We start from the raw sequence: 19,890 nt of genomic DNA, 5'->3' as shown, positions 1-19,890 counted from the left end.
GGCAAATTTAACTGACGGATTGAACGAAACAGGGTTGAGTAGGGGATATATTGCCCATTACCCAAAACACAAAAGGTATCCCGCATGTTTCCATGGCTTGATCCGTCCGGTAGATTTTCGGTTTTTAAGCTGACCGTGTTTGTGCTGCTGCTTGTGCCGGGCTGTTTCATTCTCTGGCCGGTGATTGCCGAAGGCGGGGCGACCATTCCGGTCAAGGAAGCGATCCTTGAAAGTGGCGATTGGGCGATCAGGATGTTGCTGATCTCGCTTCTGATCACGCCGCTTCGCCGGATTACACGTGCCAGCAAGCTTGTCCAAATTCGCCGTCAGGTTGGTTTGGCGGCGTTGGGATATGCCGTGATCCATCTGTTGTTATATATGCTGAGCCAGTCGTGGGATGTCTTGCGCGTTGCCAATGAAATTCTGGTGCGGATTTATCTGACCATCGGCTTTGTGGCGCTAACAGGGCTTGTCATCCTTGGGGTGACGTCAACCAAATCCGCGATGCGCAGGCTGGGTAAGAACTGGACCCGATTGCACAAGATCAGTTATGGCATCGGTGTTCTTGCAGCGCTTCATTTCTTCATGCAGTCGAAAATCGATGTCAGCGAAGCGACCCTGATGGCGGGCTTCTTTGTTGCCCTTATGCTGTATCGCGTCGCGCATGCCCGGGACTGGTCGTTGCGATCACCGTTTGTCCTGGTTTCAGTCGCGGTTCTGGCCGGGCTGGTGACTGCGGGGATTGAATATGCGTGGTATGGCCTTGCGACGGGGGTGCCGCCATCGGCAGTTCTGGCCGCCAATCTGGATTTCATGTGGCCGTTGCGACCGGCATGGAATGTTTTTCTAAGCGGATTGTTTGTCGCGGTGATCAGCCTGTTCGGGCAGGATGCGATCGGCCGTGAATGGCTGGGTCAAATCGCATCCACCCTGTTTGTCAGACCGCAGCGCTCGCGCGGCGGGTAAAGGCAGTCAGAAGACCCGCACCGATCATGACGGCACCACCGGCACGCGTGAGGCGAAGCATGGCGGCCGGTTTGCGGAATTTTTCGCGCAAGGCGCCCGCCATGGTGGCCCAGATTGCGACATTGACCGCCGCCAGCGAGACGAAGGTCGCGGTCATGATCACGAACTGCGGCAGAATGGGCATCGAGGCGTTAACGAACTGCGGCACAAAGGCAATGAAGAATACGATGCCCTTTGGGTTTAAGGCCGTCACGATATAGGCCTGCAGGAACATGCGTGACGGTCGGTTGCGTTTGGCATCCGGGTTATCTTCCAGTGCGCCCGGCTTTTCGCGCCACATTTTGATGCCAAGATAAATCAGATATCCCGCCCCGCATAATTTCAGCACGGTAAAGGCATTTGCCGATGTCGCCAGCAATGCACCGGCACCAGCCAGCGAAATCGTCATCGCGGTCAAGTCGCCCAGTGCAACACCGGGAACCGTCGCCCATGCGGTCTGGCGACCCTTGCCAAGAGCGTAGCTGACGACAAGCATGATGGTCGGGCCGGGGATGGCCAGAACAATTGTGCAGGCCAGAACGAAGGCCAGCCAGATTTCCAAACTCATGATTACCCTCCTTCGGGTGATGTTCCGTAATGATCAAGCCTGAGCCAAATGGGGAAGTCGAGGCCAAAATAACGCGCGATATCGCAATTATTCGTGCTGCCATTCAGGATGGCGTTTTTCAACGAATGCGCCGATCCCTTCGCGGGCATCGTGTTTTTGCATGTTGTCGGTCATAATCCCGGATGCGTAATCATAGGCGTAGGATAACGGCATTTCGAGCTGGCGGTAAAATGCTTCCTTGCCCAGTTTTACCGTCATCCCCGAACGTGATGCGATGCGTTTGGCAAGGTCGTCAGTCGCGGTGATCAGGTCGTCATCTTCGACGACATCGGAAACCAGCCCCATCTGCCACGCTGTCCGGGCGTCTATCGGGTCACCGGTCAACAGCATGCGCATGGCATGTTTGCGCGATACATTGCGGCTGAGTGCGACCATCGGGGTCGAACAGAACAGCCCGATATTGACGCCGGGTGTGGCAAATTTTGCAAGTGTTCCGGCAACGGCAAGATCGCAGCTTGCCACCAGTTGGCAACCGGCCGCGGTCGCCACGGCATGAACGCGTGCGATCACCGGTTGGGGCAGGGTGACAATCCGCATCATCAGCGCGCTGCATTGGGAAAACAGAGCTGCATGGCCGTCGCAGGTGGAAATGCCGTTCATTTCCTTAAGGTCATGACCGGCACAAAAAGCCGCACCGTTTGCCGCAAGGATCACACAGCGAATGGCAGGATCGCCTGCGATCTGATCCAATGCCGTGTGCAGAGCCGCCATCATCGCCCCGGAAAGGGCATTGCGGCTTTTGGCGGCATTCAGGGTCAGGGTTGCGACCGGGCCCTCGTCTTTGCGCAGGACAAGGCTGGTTTCATCTGTGTGGCTGTTGGGCGAGTTACTGGTCATTTATGCCTCCCTGTGATGGCGCGCACTGTATGTTTTTTACTTTTACGTCAATATATTGTCGTTGTAGAATTTCACGTCCCGGTTTTGTTGGAAACTAAAAATACCGCAATAATGATCTAGACCGGTGGGCGGTCCCGTTTATGGGCAGTGGGAAATGACCGACGACGAAAAACGTAAACCACAACGGGCTCCTGGTCGTTTTGTCACGACCAAGGAAATCGTTAAAAAGCGCCAGCCGGTTTCGCCGGTCGCCAAGACGAAAATGAAACGCTATGACCGTAAGGAGGCCATAGACTGGGAGATGGAACGTCAGCGCGCCGAGGCACGCGCCCGGTTGTTAAGCCGCGGGTTTGACGTTCCCGAAATCCTTCAGCCCCGCCGACCGGAAAAAGATCCGGATAACCCGGATGTCAGCGCCCCTGATCCCGATATGGCGCGTGATATTTCCGGGACGGCAATGGCGGGACCGAAACCCGCCGCGCCGAAAAAGATAAAGCCGGTTACCGCAAATGATCTGAGCAGTACCGGTAAACCGGGCGACAGGCCGAAACCCAATCGTCACGTCCTTGCCGGAAATGCCGCCCTGTATCAGGCCCAACCCAATAGGGCGCGGGCAAATGCCGCGCAGGAAGACCTGCGGGGCGGGAATGACGGGACAGGAAGTGCGTATAAGGAATATCTGGAAAGTCTGGGCGATGGGGCGCAAACCGGTCTGGATATGCATAACGATATTGCCGGTCGTGTAGATGATCTGAAATCCACATCGCGCAATGGATCTGGCAATATCGATCTGCCTGATAACAGTGCAAACTGGCTTAGTCAGGAAGAAGCCCGACGACTTAATGCCGGCATCGTATCGCCGGCACATTCGGCACGCGTGGGCGGCCGGAAAGCTGCCAAGCAGCGCCGGGTCAACAAAAAAGCAACGGAACGCAGAAATGCTTTGGCGCTTGATAAAGTCCTGCCAAAGCTGGGTGCATATATGGTTGCAGCCATTGCTGTCGGTTATGTTCTGGTGCTGGTTTATACCGAGCTTGGCAAATTGATCAGCGGATAGCGTAAAAGCAATCCAGAATAGAATATCAATTCCTGAACTTTGCCTCAAACCTGCCTAAATGTGGGGACTATTATACCGTGTTGCACGCTGAAGCGTGTGACAGGGGATTTTATGATTTGTAATTATGCTTAATGGGGAGGGTGCAAGACGAGGGGGGAATCCTGTATTGGCTGGCAAGGTATGTCGGGTAAGGCAGGGTTGCTGGAATGTGACATTAACCCTTGTTGCAGGAGACGGCGGAGGTACCGCCGTAGTCGCCATGAAAAGTGACGTAAAAGGTCAGGAAGACCGCCACCCGGTTTACCTTCCGGAAAACCGGTATCGCTGGGCGTCCAACGATGAAGTGGACAAGCCCACAGTTATCCTGCGTGGTCCGGTCAGGCCAAGATTTAGACGGCCCGCATCCGATATCAGTTCCAATTTCGATCTGAATGACTGGTTGCGGAAAAAATTACCGCGCGCCAGTGCATCCCTGATTGTCAGTATCGTAATTGCGAGTGTGATCCTCGCGACCTATTCAGAACTTGCTGTTCTGTTATCGCGATGATGGCACGCATATCAGGGGCTGATCGCGCGGCGCCAGTGCGTCTGGTGTCGGCCGGTATCCGCCGTCGGGCGCAGATGCAGGGCATGGATAATCCCCAGCCAGATGGTAATATATCGGGGGTGCAGGACCCGATTGATCCGAACCCGGATCAGGATGCCCGCGACAGTGATCCACGCGAAAGCGGGGGGCAGCCCAAAAAAACAAATCCCAGTATCGCAGCGACCGAAACGATATCCGAAGACGGTAAACCGTTTGCAGATTTCATTTCGATCCTGACGCCCTTTGGGGACCGCTCCGTTGCCCAAGATGGTGACGACACGATGCATTCCAAGCCCCCACAAACCCGGCCCGGTGTGTTTTCCGAAGCCTTGCCGGGGCATCCACAAGAAATTCCTGTCCATGCAAATGATGTCAGGCCGACTGCATTGTCTGAGGGGGGCGTGAAGCGGAGCGGAGTGGAAAAGTGGTTGCCCAATATCGGATCCTTCCTGATTACGGTCATTGTGATTTTGGCCGTGATCTGGATAACGGTGATCGAGCTTTCGTCAATTCTTGGCGGGTAGAAGAAGGGGGGGGGCCGAGGTCGTTTCTATGCGGCACCGGTTGTGAACATCAAGGGGGGCTGGTTTGAAAATATTGACGTTAACGTAAACGTTATGTCAGGCTGTGCTCAAAGGGAACAGCGCCACCAAAGGCAAGGGTGGCGACAGGGAGGAACCCGCAATGACAGCCATGCCACCCCGCACGGGCATAATGCCTGCTGATTTTGATGTGATCATGCGTGAGAAAGTTCCGTTCGTTGGGGACATGAACGTACGAACCGAAGAACTTTCGGGGGACCGTGCCCTGTTGCGCCTGCCGTTCAATGAACGGCATATCCGGCCGGGCAATGTGATTTGTGGCCCGGCAATCTTTGGGTTGGCGGATATCGCGCTTTATGCGGTGGCGTGGCTTGTGGTACCCAAGGCCGATCTGGCGGTGACGACCGAGGCGACGGTGCACTTCCTTTCCGGGGCAAAGCCAGGTGATTTGCTGGCGGAGGCGAAAATCCTCAAAGCCGGGAAGCGCCTTTTGATTGCGGAATGTCATATCCGGTCAGCTGTTGATGGCGCACTTTGCGCGCATGTCATCGGGACCTATGCGATGCCGCCCGAAAAGGGAGCAGAGCCGAAACCGGTATGAAAATGATGAAAACTAGTGTGGTAAAATAATACCTATTGATTTAAGTATTTGAAATACAACGAAATATTCCTGTTGCTTTCCTGTTTAATGCTGGCATACTGCGCCGACTTTCAACGAGGGGCGATTCCCTCCGTGGAACCCAGTTTTCGAGTATTAAATTATGAAAACCTTCACTGCGACACCGAGTGACATCGAGCGCAAATGGTTTGTAGTCGACGCAGAAGACGTCGTACTCGGCCGTCTTGCAGCCGTTGTTGCCAACCGTCTTCGTGGTAAACACAAAGCGATGTTTACCCCGCACATGGATTGTGGCGATCACATCGTCATCGTCAATGCCGAAAAAGTCAAACTGACCGGCCGTAAACTTCAGAACAAGAAGTTTTACTGGCACACCGGTTATCCGGGCGGCATCAAAGAACGCACCATGGACAAGCTGCTGAATGGCGAGCATCCGGAACGTGTGATCATCAAAGCTGTCGAGCGTATGATGTCCCGTGGTCCGCTGCGCAGCCAGGTTCTTTCCAAGCTGCACGTCTATGCCGGTACCGAGCATCCGCATGATGCACAGAAGCCGGAAGTTCTCGATCTTGCCGCAATGAACGACAAGAATAAGCGGAGTGCTAAGTAATGGCCGACACCAAAACTCTTGAAGATCTCAAGGATCTCGCACAGGGCGGTGAAGCTGCTGCTGCAGAAGGCACCCTGCCGGAGCCGAAGATCGACGCACAGGGCCGTTCCTATGCAACCGGCCGTCGTAAGAACGCAATTGCACGCGTCTGGATCAAACCGGGCTCGGGTAAAGTCACCGTCAATGGCCGCGAATTCGAAGATTACTTCGCACGTCCGGTTCTGCGCATGGTGATCAACCAGCCGTTCGGCGTTGCCAATCGTAAAGATCAGTTCGACGTCGTTTGCACCGTTACCGGTGGTGGTCTTTCCGGTCAGGCCGGTGCCGTTCGTCACGGTATCTCGCGCGCGCTGACCCTGTTCGAGCCGGCACTGCGTCCGTCGCTCAAGGCAGGCGGCTTCCTGACCCGTGACTCCCGTGCTGTTGAACGTAAAAAATACGGTCGCGCCAAAGCACGTCGTAGCTTCCAGTTCTCGAAACGTTAATTCGTTTTCGGGCATCAGGCTCGCGATTTTATCGGGAAAGCGTCACCTTCTGGTGGCGCTTTTTCTTTTTGCGGGTTTGCGTTCGGTAGGGGCTTGCTTCCCAACAGAACCAGATAAAAACGGTGTCTTCTAGTGCTGAAGACGCCGCTTTTTATTTGATCTTGAAAGACGTAAGTGTCTCTGTCGCGTTATTGCCAGCGATCCGAGAAATCGCGCGGGATCATCAGAATATCGCGATCCACCTTGGTCACGTCAGTATGACCGCAAAGCGCCATGGAAACTTCAAGTTCCTTGTGAATGATCTCAAGCGCCTTGGTCACACCGGCTTCGCCCATTGCGCCCAGTCCATAAACATAAGCGCGCCCGATATAGGTGCCCTTGGCGCCCAGTGCCAGTGCCTTCAGCACATCCTGGCCGGAACGGATCCCGCTATCAAGATGGACCTCGATCTTGTCACCGACGGCATCCATGATGGCTGGCAATGCACGGATTGAGGACAGGGCACCATCAAGCTGGCGTCCGCCATGGTTGGAAACAATGATGGCATCTGCGCCAACGTTAAGTGCTTCCAGGGCATCACGCGGATCAATGATCCCCTTGATGATCAAGGGCCCATCCCACATTTTGCGGAACTCGCGAATACGGTCCCAATCAAGTGATTCATCGAACGCTTCGGCGGTCCAGGTGCTCAGTGATGAGGGGTCGCCAACCCCCTTGGCATGGCCGACGATGTTCCCAAAGAAGCGGCGCTTGGTGCCAAGCATGCCCAGCCCCCACTGTACCTTTGTCATCATGTTGGCGACCGATTTGACGGTCAACTTGGGCGGGGCCGAAAGACCGTTCTTCAGATCCTTGTGACGTTGGCCGAGCATCTGAAGGTCCACCGTGATGACCGCGGCCGAGCATTTGGCTGCTTTGGCCCGGTCAAACAGACGCTTCATGAAGTCATCGTCCTTGAGCGTATAAACCTGCAACCAGAAGGGCTTGGAGGTGTTCTCGGCAACATCTTCGATCGAACAGATCGACATGGTCGACAATGTGTACGGGACACCGAACTTCTCCGCCGCGCGGGCAGCCTTTATTTCGCCGTCGGCACATTGCATGCCGGTCAGTCCGACCGGGGCAAGGGCGACAGGCATGGCGACATCCTGACCGATCATCTGGCTTTTGGTTGAGCGTCCGGCCATGTCGATCGCGACCCGCTGACGGAGATGAATATCCTGAAAGTCGGCGGTGTTTTCGCGGAATGTCTGCTCGGTCCAGCTTCCGGATTCTGCGTAATCGTAAAACATGCGCGGTGCGCGACGTTTATAGATACGTTTCAGGTCTTCGACGCAGGTAATCACTGGCATGAGGTCAACTCCGAATAAAATGCGCTCGGTAATGGTAATACCAGTTTCGGAGGTTATCGCAAACCGAATTGAAAATCAGCTTCTTGTAGGGCCCAAATTGTTTCCGTATTCCGGAATCAGGGTGATGTTGTGGTCGGAAAAGAATTTTAAAAAGAAGGATCGAAAATTCGGTAGGTTGTGATAATAACAATCCATCGAAGAGACATTTTTTGAATTTAAGGTGACATCCAATGGTTGGAACAATGCGACGAGCTTTCAAGACATAAGTGTTTGAACCTCTGTTGGATTACCTTGCGATATGTGAAGGGCCGCTAATGGAGCGGTCTTTTTTTATGCCAATTCGGAAGGTTGGCAATTACCTGAAGCCCAAAGAAAGGGACCCCCGATATGCAGTACAGAAAGCTGCAAGATGATGATCTTCATGCCCTTGACGCATTTCTCGCGACCCATGCCGAAACCAGCATGGTTCTGCACAGCAATTTGCGAAAAACCGGCATGAACCGACGTCATCATCCGCTTTCAGGCTGCTATTACGGTGAAGTTTCCAGCGATGGCACGGTGACGGCGGTTTTGACGATATTTGGCAACGGTAATGTCTTTGTGCAAACCGGCGGTAAACCGGTGCCGAGCGATTTGATTGACCAGTTTCGTGCAGAGAATACGCAGGCAGTGGCAGGTTTCTATGGTCCGGCGGATCAGGCGAAAAGCGTGATCGAGATGCTTGGGCTTGGCGATGCGGAATTTGCAATCAATGCATGCGATGCCTTTTATCGGCTTGATCTTGCCAACCTGATCCTGCCGCAAAATATGCGGTCGGACAGTTTCCAGATGGTTGATGCCGAACGGATTGATCGCAATACGCTGCTGCGCTGGCTGCGCGCCTACGAGATCGAGGCACTGGGCGGGCAGGATACACCGGCCCTTGATAGCCGGATCGCCGGAAGGCTTGTTCATGCGCTTAATGATCGCAACATGTGGGCGCTTGTCGTTGATGGTGTTCCGGTCAGTCTTTCGGGGTTCAACGCCGAACTGCCCGACATGGTCCAGATCGGTCCGGTCTGGACGCCGCCCGAGCAGCGCGGCAATGGCTATGCCCGTATCCTGGTCGCGAAAACACTTCTGGCGGCACGGGCGCGCGGCGTGACCCATGCGGTGCTGTCAACAGATAGCCCGGCGGCGGCGAAGGCCTATGAGGCAATTGGATTTGAGAGGGATGGGGCGTATCGCTTGGCGTTGCTGGCGAGCCCGGTTAAGCTGATCGAAGAGCTTTCATGTCAATGAGGTGCGCCGGTGACGGGGCCTGAGAGATTGCTGCGCTTTAAACAAATCCTGCTGCCGGTCCTTGGGCTGGCAGCATGGATATTTGCCGGTGCAATGCCCATTGATGCAGTCGCACAGAATTTATCCCAGGTTTTATACCGTTTCGAAGACCGGCCGCTGGTTTTGGGGAAATACGGTGCGATTGCCGATTTTCAGAGCCGGTTGTTTGTTGCCGCGGCAAGTTGCAAGCGTGGCAGTACGTCTGCCTATGGAGCGACGGATGGTATTGTTGGCGCCAAGACGCGCAACGCAATCATGGATTTGCAGCCCTGCCTTGATCCAAGCGTTAAAGCGGCCATCGGGGTCGGGAACCCCGGCGCGATCACGGTCGGTTTGTGGAAACTGTTGATGCCAGCAGAGCAGCCCTTTCCCGACGCGATCACGCGGGCCAATCATCTGACCTTTGCGCTGGAAGGCACGGATTATGATGCCATCCAGTTCAATTTCTGCCAGTCGCGCAACCCGCGGAGCGGCAAGCGGTATCTGGAAGGCGATCCGTGGTGTTACACCAATGATCCCAATGCCTATCTGACTTGGGGGCCGCGTGGGGCAACCGCCGGGGCGGGGGCGGAAATCCAGCAGATTGTCTTTGCCGCCGAACGTGCCAATCCCGGATTGCTTAATGCCGTCTTTGGCCCGCATACGGATGCGATGCACCGGTTGGCGCTGGGCAATAATCAAAGCGCGTTTGATATCCTGTGTGCGATCTGGATCGATCCGGATCGCCGGGCCGATTTCACCGCCCGGTTTGCACGGTACGGCGCATTGCCCGAAGTGCAGCGCGCCTATCGCCGCGTTTATGATGCGGCCAATGCCGATGGCGGAAAAATCGCCCGGTTTTTTAAAATTTATGCTGCGCTAAAGCCTGTTATCGGTCGTGATCCGACAGAGATTGATCTGGCCTATTTTATCGACATGGCGACCCATGGCATGGCTCCGCCCGGCAATGTCTCCGATCTGTCGGCAAAGATGGTCAAGTTTGCCAGCCGGACGCGCAAGGTGCCAAGCCCGGGAGAATTGCGCCGCCAGCTTGCCGCGTGGTTGCCATCACAGCACAAATATAACGACCGGATCGCACGTGATGCGATTTTCCTGATTGATGATCCGGAAATCACATTGTCCGATACCCATCGCCGTATCTGGCAACAGCGATCGGGCTTGAAAGCCAGCGATTTTGGTCTTTCGGATCATCGATATGTTTCGGATTATCCGGTGGCAGCACCGACGGGGTTTGAAAAAATCGAACGGTTTTATACCGTTCTGCCCGAGGATAAGCGGGCCTGTCCGGCCAATGTGCGCAAATCCCGACGTCCGTAAAAGGCAACTTTTCCCTGTGATGCATGTCATCCCTGCATGGGGCATGATCGCGCAATGCACGGCAAATACCGCCTAAGGGCTTGCATCTGCGGGGCTTGTTTGCCAACATCCGCCCGTTAATCGCGCCCGGTGACCATAAAGGTCAGGGCGAGCCTATAGGAGCAAGATTTGAAATGAGCGACGTTAAGGTCAAAGTCGGAATTCTCGGTGCCAGTGGATATACCGGGGCGGAACTGGTTCGTATTCTTGCGCACCATGCCGCTGCCGAAATCACCCTGCTGACCGCAGACCGACGCGCCGGACGTCCGTTCGGGGAGGTTTTCCCGCATCTTGCCCATCTGAAATTGCCGACCATGATCCGGATCGAGGATGCCGATTGGTCGATGGTTGATGTGATTTTCTGCGCGTTGCCGCATGGCACGACACAGGAAGTGATTGCCGGTTTGCCTGATCATGTCAAAGTTGTCGATCTGTCGGCGGATTTCCGGTTGTTCGATGCCGCGACCTACAAGGAGTGGTACGGCGCCGAGCATGCTGCGCAGGATTTGCAGAAAGAGGTCGTTTATGGCCTGACCGAGCTGCATCGTGAAAAGATCAAAAAGGCACGCGTGGTGGCCAATCCTGGGTGTTATCCAACTCCGGTGCAGCTTTCGCTGACGCCGCTTCTGGAGCAGAAGCTGGTATATGCGGACGACATCATCATTGATGCCAAATCCGGTGTGACCGGTGCGGGCCGTTCGCCCAAGGAAGGCATTCTGTATGCCGAAGTCACCGAGGGTATTCATGCCTATGGCACCGGCGGGCACCGCCATGCGCCAGAAATCGAGCAAGGCCTTGCCTGGGCCGCAGGGCAGGATGTTGTGGTGAACTTTTCACCGCACCTGATGCCGATGAGCCGCGGCATCCTTGAAAGCATCTATGTCAAAATGACCGATGGTACCACGGCCGATGACATTCAGGCCGCCCTTGAAAAACGTTATGCCGATGAGCCGTTCGTTCGGGTCCTGCCGTTTGGCGTAACCCCGCAGACACGTCACGTACGTGGATCGAACTATGTTCTGATCGGGGTGGTCAAGGATCGCGTGCCGGGCCGGGTGATCATTGTGGCGGTCGAAGACAACCTTGTTAAAGGGGCTTCGGGCCAGGCTGTTCAGAACATGAATGTCATGCTGGGCCTGCCGGAAACCATGGGGCTTGAGATCGAGCCGCTGTTCCCGTAATCCGGTATCGGATCGTCAAAACAGAAAAAAAGGGGCGCTGTCCAAAAGGATTGCGCCCTTTTTTATTTTTCAAGCGCACGTTCAAGCACCTTGAAGATGCGTTCGTCCTGACATTGGGCGACGTTAAAGCGCATCAGGTTTCCAGCTGTTTGCGAGATGCTGAAAACATTTCCTGGGGCAAGAACCACACCATCGGAAAGCGCGTTTCGGGCCAGGGTTGCCGCATCCATGTGATCGGGCAAGCGGCACCATAAAAACAGACCAGCATCGGGATTGATTGCCGGTGTGATACCAAGGTTGCGAAGCCGGGTTTCTGTGATTGTCATGGTGCGTGTCAGTCTATCGCGCAGGGTTTCCATATATTTGCGATAGGTACCGTCTTTCAGAACGGTAAAAATCAGTTCGGCGGAGAAATTCGGACTGGAAAAGCCGGTTGCAATTTTAAGATCGGTCAGGCCTTCGATCCAGTCTGCAGAAGCCGCGATATAGCCGCAACGAACCGACGCCGAGAGTGTTTTGGAAAAGCTGCCGATATGGATTACGCGCTCTAGCCCGCCCAGTGCGGCCAGCCGCGGGGCAGGGGTGTTTTCGAAATCGGCAAAGATATCATCTTCGATGATGATCAGGTCGTGTTCTTCGGCGATGTTCAAAACCCGATGCGCAACCATTGGCGAAAGTGACGCGCCGGTCGGGTTGTGCAGGCCGGAATTGGTGATGTAAAGGCGCGGCTTGTGTGCGCCAGCAACCCGTGCGAAGGCATCGACATCCGGGCCATGTTCGTTAAAGGGGACGCCGACGATATTGGCGCGATGGGCGCGCAAGAGTGCCTGAAAATTGAAGTAACACGGATCATCAACCAAAACCGTATCGCCCGGTGCAATCAAAAAACGGCACAGCATGTCGATTGCCTGGGTTCCTGACTCTGTCAGAAGCAGATGGTCGGGATGGGCATCAATGCCGTAACCTGCCATGCGACGGGACAGGAAATGACGCAAGGATGCCAGACCAAGCGGAGTTCCGTAATCGACCAGTGTAGCGTCCTCCGCGCGCGACAGGCTGCGCAAGGCGCGCCTGATTGCGGCTTCGGGCATCCAGTCCGCCGGAAGCCAGCCGCAACCGGGTTTTAGCATATCGGGGCGTGCATCAAGCGACTGGCGTGAGACCCAGAACGGATCAATCGCCCGGTCCAGTTTCGGTCCAATCCGGGCGATTGAAAGCGGGACGGTATGAGGGGCGACATAAAACCCCGATCCTCGTCTGGACTGAATAACGCCTTCAGCCACCAGGCGATCATAGGCTTCAACAACCGTCGAATTCGACACCTTCATTTGACGGGCAAAGCCACGGATGGATGGCAGGCGATCCCCCGCAAGCAGGTTGCGTGTGCCAATCCGGTCGCGAATGACATTCATGACGCGGGTGACAAGTGTTCCGTCATCGGGTTGTTTTGATGCCCCGTTAGGCGCCACTGTATTGCTCCTGTAATCAGTACAGTTTGTTCAAATTGTATTTTATTGTGTCTGTTCGATTCGATGCTGGCAAGCCATAGATAAACCTTCGCACATGACGGAGGTTTTGATGGCAATTGCAGTTCAAAGATCAAGTGGTGGCTGGATCAGCGGGTTGATCGGTATCCTGATTTTCAGTGGATCGCTGCCTGCGACCCGGATTGCTGTCATGGATTTCGATCCCCTGTTTCTGACCGTTGCGCGCGCGGCAATTGCAGGTCTGCTGGCGGCGATATTGTTGCTGGCATCGCGAACCGCCCGGCCGCAGGCATCGGATTGGATGTCGTTGCTGGTGGTGGCGGGCGGGGTTGTTGTCGGTTTTCCGTTGCTGACAGCTCTTGCGCTTGAACATATCACCTCGGCCAGATCGATTGTGTTCATCGGTTTGCTGCCGCTGGCGACGGCGATTTTCGGTGTGCTGCGCGGTGGTGAGCGGCCAAAGGCCGTGTTCTGGCTTTTTTCGGTTCTTGGCAGTGCGCTTGTCGCTGGTTTTGCTGCCATGGAAAGCAATGTCGGGTCATTGCGCGGTGATCTTTGTATGTTGGGGGCGGTTATCGTTTGTGGGCTCGGTTATGCCGAGGGTGCAAAACTGTCCCGAGGTCTTGGCGGATGGCAGGTGATCTGCTGGGCGCTGGTGATTTCGCTGGTGCCGATGCTGGTGCTTTGTATTGCGACCCTGCCGGATAGCTTTGCGGGCATTGGCGTTCCCGCTTGGTTTGGTCTTGGTTATGTCTCGCTTTTCAGCATGCTGATCGGGTTTTTCTTCTGGTATCGCGGATTGGCGCTGGGCGGCATTGCGGCGGTCGGACAGTTGCAATTGCTGCAACCATTCTTTGGTCTGCTGCTGGCAGGGTTGCTCTTGGCCGAGCCGGTGGGTGGTCTGATGATCGTGGTAACAGTCGGCGTGGTTGCCTGTGTCGCCGGAGCCAAGCGATTTGCCCGATAGATTTTAAAAATCCAGCTATTCCGTCGGTTTGGGGCTGTCCGGATATTTCGCATCGTCACTGGCGGGCCAGTACCGGGCATGCACCCTAGCAATAAAGCCTTCTTCGCGTAGGTCGGTGATGATCTTCGATATCTGGTCTGTCTGGCTCATCAGCGGGGAATTGTGCGATATTGCGATATGAATGTCATTGTGATGATCGGGTCTGAAATCGGCCTTGCGGATGATATCTCCAAGGTTGTTGCGCCGGATTTCAAAATCGACATTGGCGTCGGACCCGACAATGACATCGACACGGCTTGCCTCGAGCATGCGCAGAAGCAGCATTTCGCTACTGGCTTCGAATTTGTTCAGTGATGTGTCGCTGTCGAATGGCTCGAAATAGCGCGAATCAACTACGGAGCCGACTGCAAGCGTTTTAAGATCGGCATATTGCGCGACGTGCGTATTTTTGCCTTGCCGGACATAGAAAACCGGGCTGACGCGGCTGTAGGGTGGTTTGACGTAAAACGCGAATTTTTCGCGCTCGGGCGTATAGGCAAAGCTTGAAAGAATGTCGATATCGCCATCTTCAAGCATTTTAAGGCATCGCCGCCAAGGGCAGGGGTTAAGCGACAGAACCTTGCCCATGCGGCTGGCGAGTTCCGTCAGGATCGCCAGATCGATCCCGTGTCGCCCTGTTTCATCCTCGATCACGAATGGTTCCCAGATCGAAAAGGCGACGCGCAATTCGCCCGGGTCTGAGGGGGAAGATTGCGCGGACGCCTTGCCATTCATTTGGATCGTGCCGCACACCACCACCGTCACCATCATCAAAATGATGCCAACCCGTCGTACGCCTGCGAAGAGGGTTAAATACCGAATTGCGTGCATCTTCACGATTTGAATGAGAACAGGGTTTCCATATGCACATGTTAGAATTTAAACTGTCAAATCAAGATGCCGCTATTTTCCCGGTAACGGGCAAGTGCAGTGCCAGTGAAAACCGATCCCAGAAGTGAAAGGTCGTTAGACCATGATCCTGTCCTATCGCGGGGTACGCCCGACTATTGACGAGACGGCCTTTATCGCGCCGAATGCAACCATCATTGGTGATGTTGAAATTGGGGCCGAAACCGGGATCTGGTTTGGATGTGTCATTCGTGGTGACGTGCATGAAATTCGCATCGGGTCGCGGACCAACATTCAGGATCTGGCCATGGTGCATGTCGCCAAGGGGAAGTTTGGCACCTATATCGGGGATGACGTCACGATCGGCCATTCCGCGGTTATCCATGCCTGCACGCTGGAAGACAGAAGTTTCGTCGGCATGAGTGCCACCGTCATGGATGGTTGCGTGATCGAGCAGGGGGCGATGCTTGGGGCGGGGGCGCTTTTGGCACCCGGAAAACGCATTCCGGCGGGGGAACTTTGGGCCGGTGTTCCTGCGCGCAAGGTGCGTGACCTGACACAGGAAGAAATCGAATTTTTCAAAGTTTCCGCGGATCGTTATGCCGATCTTGGACAGGAATATCGCGTGACAATTCCAGATGACCTGAAATCTGAATGACAACTGAGATTGTTGAACGCAAAGGATCTTCTTGCCTGTGTCAGGACCCTGCGTTAGCAAGCAATTCAGATATACATAAAAACATATAACCTGCCGCGCGCCACCACGCCCGGCGACCAGGAAACGGAACCGGGAAATGACGCGTTGGCAGGCGAATGCCGTAATCGTTTTTGTTGCCCTTATTTGGGGCACGACTTTTGTCGTCCAGCAAACCAGCATGGACAATATCGGCCCGCAATATTTTACCGGCGTGCGGTTCCTTCTGGGGACGTTTGTGGTGCTGCCGTTTGCCCTTCGTGAATGGCGGAGAATAAAGCGCGAAGGACGACCGCTTTCAGGGACCAACAAGCTTGGCCTGATTTTTACCGGCATTTCGATGTATCTGGCCAGCATCCTGCAGCAGATCGGCATCATGGATACCACCGTAACCAATGCGGCGTTTCTGACGGCGTTTTATGTGCCGTTGGTGCCGGTTCTGGCATTTCTGGTTTTCCGGGCAAAGCCGCATTGGTCGGTTTGGCCGGGCGGAATAATGTGCGTTTTTGGTACATATCTTCTGAGTGGCGGGAACCTCTCGGCACTTGGTGAGGGTGACTTCTGGGTGATGGGAAGTGCGCTGTTCTGGGCTGTTCAGGTGGTGATGATCGGTGTGATGGTAACACGCACCAATGCCCCAGCACTGGTCGCGACCGTTCAATTCTTCATTACCGGTCTGCTTGGCATGGCGATGGGCGGCATGTTCGAGACTTTCAGCTTTGCCGATATCCACAATGCCGGATTTGAAATCCTTTATGCCGGGATCATGTCGGCCGGGATCGCCTTTACCCTGCAGGCGGTAGCGCAGAATTATACCGAAGCAGCAGATGCCGCGATCATCATGAGTGCCGAGGCGGTATTTGCCGCAATTGCCGGGGCGTTTTTCCTGGGCGAGCGGTTGGCACCCGCCGAATATGCCGGATGCGGTGTTATCCTTGCCGCGATTATCGGAGTGCAGTTGCTGCCGATGATGGGGCGTCGGCCCAAAGTTGCCATTTGATCAATATCCGAGGTTTCATCGCCCTGAATTAAAGGACGGTAACCATTGACCTTTATCAAGGCAGGGTGCAATTAGGGTATTGTAAGTGATTATTGGTCGCGATCATGCGGCCACCAGTGAATACCGGATATCGAATATGCCTGTCTTGTCGCGCGTTTCCAGCATGCCCCTTCGCGGGTTTCTTCACCTTGGTTGTGCTTTTGCAACTACGATGCTGATGATTGGTGCCGGTGGTGTCGGGATTACCAGTGCAAAGGCGCAAAATGGCCATGGCGCGCCGAATTCGTCCGCAGCCTTGCTGACGGAACTGGCAAGCAATACGTCTTCGTTTGCAGATAAAGCGGCACTGGGCGAGGCACTTTATTTCGATACCAACCTGTCAAAAAACCGGACGCAGGCCTGTGCGAGTTGTCATGAACCGACAACTGGGTTCCGCGATCCGCGTTCCGAAATCGCCCATGGGGCCTATTCGCTTGGCGATGATGGTGCATCGCTTGGCGACCGCAATGCGCCGATGGCGGCATATGCGAAGTTCGCACCCGATTTCCATTTCAAAGAAGACGGCACGCCGGTTGGTGGGCAGTTCTGGGATGGACGTGCGAAGGATTTGGCCGAGCAGGCCGGAGGGCCGCCGCTGAACCCGGTTGAAATGGGCATGCCTGACAAGGCAACCGTTGTTGCGCGCCTTCAGGAAGATGAGGATTACGTCGAAAGTTTCAAGGTGTTGTTTGGTGACGATGTCTGGAGCGATACGGATCGTGCCTACGGGGCAATGACCGATGCGATTGCCGCGTTCGAACGCACCGATCAGTTCGCACCCTTTGATTCAAAATATGATCGTTTCCTGCGCGGGGAATACAAAATGACGCCGCAGGAAGAACTGGGAAGGGTGCTTTTCTTCTCGCAGCAATTCACCAACTGCAATGTCTGCCATCAGCTTAAATCATCGCCGACGGCAGAGGGTGAGACATTCACAAACTACGAATATCATAACATCGGCGTCCCCAGAAACGTTGCCGTGCGGCTGGAAAATGCCAAGGATCCGGACTTTACCGACAATGGATTGCTTGATAATCCGGCAATTGATGATCCGGCCCATAAGGGCAAGTACAAAACGCCGTCGTTGCGCAATGTCGCCGTCACCGGACCGTATATGCATAACGGTGTGTTTTCCGATTTGCGCACGGTGATCAAGTTTTACAACAAATATAACAGTCGCGCGAAATCGGCCCAGTTGAACCCGGAAACCAAACAGCCGTGGGGCGAGGCCGAAATCCCCGAGACCATTTCCCTTAAAGAGCTGGAGCAGGGGGACGCCCTTGATACCAAACGTATAGATGCGCTGGTCGCGTTTCTTAAAACCTTGACCGATGCCCGTTACGAGCCGCTTCTGGCCGAGCAGGAAGAAGTCGCAGCCAAAGCCAAGAAGAAATAGGATTACCGGCCGCGAATGGTTTCCAGCACGGCACTTTGTGCAAGGTCGCCAAACCCGGCTTCGATGGCGCGGTCAAACATTTCGGTCGCTGATCTGCCAACCGGCAGGTCAACGCCAAGTTCATTGGCAAGCCACATGGCATAACCGGCATCTTTGGCGCGTAACGCAGTTGTAAAATGAATGCCTTCGTTATGGTTGCCGCTGATCATGCCTGGGATTGTCATGACACCGGCCCGGCTGGCGACGGCACCATTGGCAAATGTTTCGGCAACCAGATTTCCATCCAGACCGGCCTTTTGCGCAACCGCAACCAGTTCGGCAGCCGCCGCAATATGAACGGCACCCAAAAGGTTGTTCATCAGCTTGTAGATTGTCCCCGATCCGATGGGGCCGAAATGTACGATACGGTTGGCAACCGATTCCATGATTGGGCGCGCCTGTTTCAGCACGGTATCATCCGCACCGACCAAAAACATCGTTTCACCCACTGCAACCTGTGCCGGAACGGCAGTGACCGGCGCATCAATGTAAAGGCAGCCTGCCGTCATGATCTTGGTGGATAGTTCCACAACAAATCCGTGCGAAAGGGTCGAGCATTCAATGGCAAGCGCGCCGGGTGTCATCGCACCAAGTGCACCATTGTCGCCCAGCCAGACGGTTTCGGCAGCGATGTCATCGGCCATGAACGAAATGACAGCATCAACATCATTTGCCGCTTCGCCCGGTGAGGTACAGGCGATTGCGCCCTTGGCGACAAGCGGGGTGATCTTGGCGGCACTACGGTTCCAGACCTTGACCTGATACCCCTGTTCAAGCAGGCGGGAAATCATTGCCGATGCCATGCGACCAGCGCCGAGAAAACCGATTTTCAATGCCATTAACCCATATCCATTTTTCGTCTGTTGTGTGGTAGTCCAAACCCGGGTGATGAGATGTTTAAAACTTAGCACCAATTTTAAAAACAAAGCTGCCATAAAGTGTTGCCAGTTTTGTGGGGGACAAAAAAATCGTAAGGAAATGGATGTGAATAAAGCCCTGTGTCTTTTCTCAACCCTGATTCTGGCCGGTTGCACCACTGCGGGTTCCGGGCCGGGTGAAGCCCGGTATCGGACGGAAGTTCTGGGCAAGGCGGCAGACGGGGAAAAGTTTTGTACCAATGATCTGCAATGGTGTGCTGGCATCGGAAATGATGGTTTGAACGACCCGGTTCTGACGGTTCAAAACGATGGCAAGATCATCGCACAACATGGCATTTTGAATATTCAGGGCGATCACGATCCTGTTGGTGGGACGGATTTTGCAATCTGGCCAAATATTATCCGCGGACAGGATGGGAATGTCCTTTTGGGGGTGCAAAGCAGTCTTCAAACCGGATATTCCGGCGGTGGCGCATCCGCGACCGCGCTGCGGCTGTTTCATATTGATCGGGGAAACCCGGATGCAAGCGGGTTTGTGCTATCGGTGCCGGTTGAAGGATCAAAGATGATCCGGGCCTGCTTTGACGAAGATGATTTGGTGAAGCGCCGCGAAGCCTGCCACGATGAATATGCATTTAGTGGAAGTGTTTCTTTGAACGGCAAAGAAAGTGGATTGCTGCCCGATATTTCCTATCGTACTGAGGCATCGACATATCCGGGCAGGGTATCGCTGTTTGAAGATTCAACCGAAAAGCCCACCCTTGGTGAGGAAGACCTTGTCTGGGTGCGTGACGAGACTTGCAGCTACAGCCGCGTCTTTGTTTTTGACGCGGCTGCCGAACGATATCGGCCAGATAAAAAGCTTCCTGATTGTTCGTCCTATACCGTGCCGTAAGCGCTGTTTGCGGGCGCGCGGCGCTTTGC

General features: G+C 54.8%; 21 protein-coding genes. 15 read left to right on the top strand and 6 right to left on the bottom strand.

All coding sequences use genetic code 11. From position 1 onward, the window contains the following. Positions 1 to 84: 84 nt before the first annotated feature. Positions 85 to 966, top strand: a complete 882-nt coding sequence (locus tag TH468_RS14495; RefSeq protein ID WP_085645233.1) for a sulfite oxidase heme-binding subunit YedZ — start codon at positions 85 to 87, stop codon at positions 964 to 966. Here TH468_RS14495 and TH468_RS14490 read toward each other — a convergent pair. Next, positions 938 to 1,573, bottom strand: coding sequence for a LysE family translocator (locus tag TH468_RS14490; RefSeq protein WP_085645231.1), 636 nt, complete (start codon positions 1,571 to 1,573; stop codon positions 938 to 940). The two genes, TH468_RS14495 and TH468_RS14490, sit on opposite strands and share 29 nt — an antisense overlap. A gap of 87 nt (positions 1,574 to 1,660) precedes the next feature. Continuing rightward, entirely contained in the window at positions 1,661 to 2,470 is an 810-nt protein-coding gene (locus TH468_RS14485; protein WP_085645229.1) for an enoyl-CoA hydratase, read from the bottom strand. A 154-nt stretch (positions 2,471 to 2,624) separates the two neighbouring features. On the opposite strand from TH468_RS14485, the gene TH468_RS14480 reads away from it, so the two are divergent. The 6 genes from TH468_RS14480 (at position 2,625) to rpsI (ending at position 6,369) form a co-directional block, all read left to right on the top strand. Beyond that, the gene (locus TH468_RS14480; protein WP_085645227.1) at positions 2,625 to 3,527 is read left to right on the top strand and encodes a hypothetical protein; all 903 of its coding nucleotides are present in this window, start codon (positions 2,625 to 2,627) and stop codon (positions 3,525 to 3,527) included. A gap of 208 nt (positions 3,528 to 3,735) precedes the next feature. Continuing rightward, positions 3,736 to 4,074: a hypothetical protein gene (locus TH468_RS14475; RefSeq protein ID WP_139834725.1), complete on the top strand. Its 339-nt coding sequence runs from the start codon at positions 3,736 to 3,738 to the stop codon at positions 4,072 to 4,074. Further along, positions 4,071 to 4,637, top strand: coding sequence for a hypothetical protein (locus TH468_RS14470; RefSeq protein WP_085645223.1), 567 nt, complete (start codon positions 4,071 to 4,073; stop codon positions 4,635 to 4,637). Before TH468_RS14475 ends, TH468_RS14470 begins: the two co-directional genes overlap by 4 nt. Positions 4,638 to 4,797: 160 nt before the next feature. After that, entirely contained in the window at positions 4,798 to 5,256 is a 459-nt protein-coding gene (locus tag TH468_RS14465; RefSeq protein WP_085645349.1) for a PaaI family thioesterase, read from the top strand. Positions 5,257 to 5,416: 160 nt separating this feature from the next. Next, positions 5,417 to 5,884 carry a 50S ribosomal protein L13 gene (gene rplM, locus TH468_RS14460; protein ID WP_007091636.1) on the top strand — a complete coding sequence of 156 codons (468 nt, stop codon included), beginning with the start codon at positions 5,417 to 5,419 and terminating at the stop codon, positions 5,882 to 5,884. Next, positions 5,884 to 6,369 (top strand): 30S ribosomal protein S9, encoded by a 486-nt coding sequence (rpsI, locus tag TH468_RS14455; protein ID WP_007091635.1) that lies wholly within the window; start codon positions 5,884 to 5,886, stop codon positions 6,367 to 6,369. Before rplM ends, rpsI begins: the two co-directional genes overlap by 1 nt. 188 nt (positions 6,370 to 6,557) lie before the next feature. Here rpsI and TH468_RS14450 read toward each other — a convergent pair whose 3' ends face one another. Beyond that, entirely contained in the window at positions 6,558 to 7,721 is a 1,164-nt protein-coding gene (locus TH468_RS14450) for an alpha-hydroxy acid oxidase (RefSeq protein WP_085645221.1), read from the bottom strand. 387 nt (positions 7,722 to 8,108) lie between these two features. Here TH468_RS14450 and TH468_RS14445 point away from each other — a divergent pair, with 387 nt between their 5' ends. The 3 genes from TH468_RS14445 to argC all read left to right on the top strand — a co-directional run bounded on the left by TH468_RS14445 (position 8,109) and on the right by argC (position 11,578). Continuing rightward, on the top strand, positions 8,109 to 9,002 hold the full coding sequence (locus TH468_RS14445) for a GNAT family N-acetyltransferase (protein WP_085645219.1): 894 nt from the start codon (positions 8,109 to 8,111) through the stop codon (positions 9,000 to 9,002). A 27-nt stretch (positions 9,003 to 9,029) separates the two neighbouring features. Further along, positions 9,030 to 10,358: a hypothetical protein gene (locus TH468_RS14440; RefSeq protein WP_085645217.1), complete on the top strand. Its 1,329-nt coding sequence runs from the start codon at positions 9,030 to 9,032 to the stop codon at positions 10,356 to 10,358. Positions 10,359 to 10,531: 173 nt separating this feature from the next. Further along, entirely contained in the window at positions 10,532 to 11,578 is a 1,047-nt protein-coding gene (gene argC / locus TH468_RS14435) for an N-acetyl-gamma-glutamyl-phosphate reductase (protein ID WP_085645215.1), read from the top strand. 62 nt (positions 11,579 to 11,640) lie between these two features. On the opposite strand, the gene TH468_RS14430 is transcribed toward argC, so the two are convergent. Further along, positions 11,641 to 13,047 carry a PLP-dependent aminotransferase family protein gene (locus TH468_RS14430; protein ID WP_139834724.1) on the bottom strand — a complete coding sequence of 469 codons (1,407 nt, stop codon included), beginning with the start codon at positions 13,045 to 13,047 and terminating at the stop codon, positions 11,641 to 11,643. A gap of 109 nt (positions 13,048 to 13,156) precedes the next feature. Here TH468_RS14430 and TH468_RS14425 point away from each other — a divergent pair, with 109 nt between their 5' ends. Continuing rightward, positions 13,157 to 14,032 carry a DMT family transporter gene (locus TH468_RS14425; RefSeq protein ID WP_085645347.1) on the top strand — a complete coding sequence of 292 codons (876 nt, stop codon included), beginning with the start codon at positions 13,157 to 13,159 and terminating at the stop codon, positions 14,030 to 14,032. Positions 14,033 to 14,047: 15 nt separating this feature from the next. Here the strand turns inward: TH468_RS14425 and TH468_RS14420 are convergent, their stop codons facing one another. Then, positions 14,048 to 14,842: an ABC transporter substrate-binding protein gene (locus TH468_RS14420; RefSeq protein WP_168177150.1), complete on the bottom strand. Its 795-nt coding sequence runs from the start codon at positions 14,840 to 14,842 to the stop codon at positions 14,048 to 14,050. Positions 14,843 to 15,044: 202 nt separating this feature from the next. Between TH468_RS14420 and TH468_RS14415 the strand changes: the two genes are divergently transcribed. The 3 genes from TH468_RS14415 (at position 15,045) to TH468_RS14405 (ending at position 18,049) form a co-directional block, all read left to right on the top strand. Continuing rightward, positions 15,045 to 15,578: a gamma carbonic anhydrase family protein gene (locus tag TH468_RS14415; RefSeq protein ID WP_085645211.1), complete on the top strand. Its 534-nt coding sequence runs from the start codon at positions 15,045 to 15,047 to the stop codon at positions 15,576 to 15,578. 136 nt (positions 15,579 to 15,714) lie between these two features. Next, positions 15,715 to 16,614, top strand: a complete 900-nt coding sequence (locus TH468_RS14410) for a DMT family transporter (RefSeq protein ID WP_085645209.1) — start codon at positions 15,715 to 15,717, stop codon at positions 16,612 to 16,614. A 136-nt stretch (positions 16,615 to 16,750) separates the two neighbouring features. Continuing rightward, complete coding sequence (locus tag TH468_RS14405) at positions 16,751 to 18,049, top strand: cytochrome-c peroxidase (protein ID WP_246832344.1); 1,299 nt, start codon at positions 16,751 to 16,753, stop codon at positions 18,047 to 18,049. Positions 18,050 to 18,051: 2 nt separating this feature from the next. On the opposite strand, the gene TH468_RS14400 is transcribed toward TH468_RS14405, so the two are convergent. Continuing rightward, positions 18,052 to 19,023: an NAD(P)-dependent oxidoreductase gene (locus TH468_RS14400; RefSeq protein ID WP_168177149.1), complete on the bottom strand. Its 972-nt coding sequence runs from the start codon at positions 19,021 to 19,023 to the stop codon at positions 18,052 to 18,054. A gap of 49 nt (positions 19,024 to 19,072) precedes the next feature. On the opposite strand from TH468_RS14400, the gene TH468_RS14395 reads away from it, so the two are divergent. Next, positions 19,073 to 19,861, top strand: coding sequence for a hypothetical protein (locus TH468_RS14395; protein ID WP_139834723.1), 789 nt, complete (start codon positions 19,073 to 19,075; stop codon positions 19,859 to 19,861). Positions 19,862 to 19,890: the final 29 nt, after the last annotated feature.

This window comes from Thalassospira sp. MCCC 1A03138 (assembly GCF_002115785.1).
Classification (GTDB): domain Bacteria; phylum Pseudomonadota; class Alphaproteobacteria; order Rhodospirillales; family Thalassospiraceae; genus Thalassospira.
This window is presented reverse-complemented; position numbering and strand designations above follow the sequence as displayed.

What these genes read in the sequence shown, in the direction of transcription:
- TH468_RS14495 (WP_085645233.1), top strand. Translation starts at nt 85, where the DNA reads ATGTTTCCATGGCTTGATCCGTCCGGTAGATTTTCGGTTTTTAAGCTG.
- TH468_RS14490 (WP_085645231.1), bottom strand. Translation starts at nt 1,573, where the DNA reads ATGAGTTTGGAAATCTGGCTGGCCTTCGTTCTGGCCTGCACAATTGTT.
- TH468_RS14485 (WP_085645229.1), bottom strand. Translation starts at nt 2,470, where the DNA reads ATGACCAGTAACTCGCCCAACAGCCACACAGATGAAACCAGCCTTGTC.
- TH468_RS14480 (WP_085645227.1), top strand. Translation starts at nt 2,625, where the DNA reads ATGACCGACGACGAAAAACGTAAACCACAACGGGCTCCTGGTCGTTTT.
- TH468_RS14470 (WP_085645223.1), top strand. Translation starts at nt 4,071, where the DNA reads ATGATGGCACGCATATCAGGGGCTGATCGCGCGGCGCCAGTGCGTCTG.
- TH468_RS14465 (WP_085645349.1), top strand. Translation starts at nt 4,798, where the DNA reads ATGACAGCCATGCCACCCCGCACGGGCATAATGCCTGCTGATTTTGAT.
- rplM (WP_007091636.1), top strand. Translation starts at nt 5,417, where the DNA reads ATGAAAACCTTCACTGCGACACCGAGTGACATCGAGCGCAAATGGTTT.
- rpsI (WP_007091635.1), top strand. Translation starts at nt 5,884, where the DNA reads ATGGCCGACACCAAAACTCTTGAAGATCTCAAGGATCTCGCACAGGGC.
- TH468_RS14450 (WP_085645221.1), bottom strand. Translation starts at nt 7,721, where the DNA reads ATGCCAGTGATTACCTGCGTCGAAGACCTGAAACGTATCTATAAACGT.
- TH468_RS14445 (WP_085645219.1), top strand. Translation starts at nt 8,109, where the DNA reads ATGCAGTACAGAAAGCTGCAAGATGATGATCTTCATGCCCTTGACGCA.
- argC (WP_085645215.1), top strand. Translation starts at nt 10,532, where the DNA reads ATGAGCGACGTTAAGGTCAAAGTCGGAATTCTCGGTGCCAGTGGATAT.
- TH468_RS14425 (WP_085645347.1), top strand. Translation starts at nt 13,157, where the DNA reads ATGGCAATTGCAGTTCAAAGATCAAGTGGTGGCTGGATCAGCGGGTTG.
- TH468_RS14420 (WP_168177150.1), bottom strand. Translation starts at nt 14,842, where the DNA reads ATGATGGTGACGGTGGTGGTGTGCGGCACGATCCAAATGAATGGCAAG.
- TH468_RS14415 (WP_085645211.1), top strand. Translation starts at nt 15,045, where the DNA reads ATGATCCTGTCCTATCGCGGGGTACGCCCGACTATTGACGAGACGGCC.
- TH468_RS14410 (WP_085645209.1), top strand. Translation starts at nt 15,715, where the DNA reads ATGACGCGTTGGCAGGCGAATGCCGTAATCGTTTTTGTTGCCCTTATT.
- TH468_RS14405 (WP_246832344.1), top strand. Translation starts at nt 16,751, where the DNA reads ATGCCTGTCTTGTCGCGCGTTTCCAGCATGCCCCTTCGCGGGTTTCTT.
- TH468_RS14400 (WP_168177149.1), bottom strand. Translation starts at nt 19,023, where the DNA reads ATGGCAGCTTTGTTTTTAAAATTGGTGCTAAGTTTTAAACATCTCATC.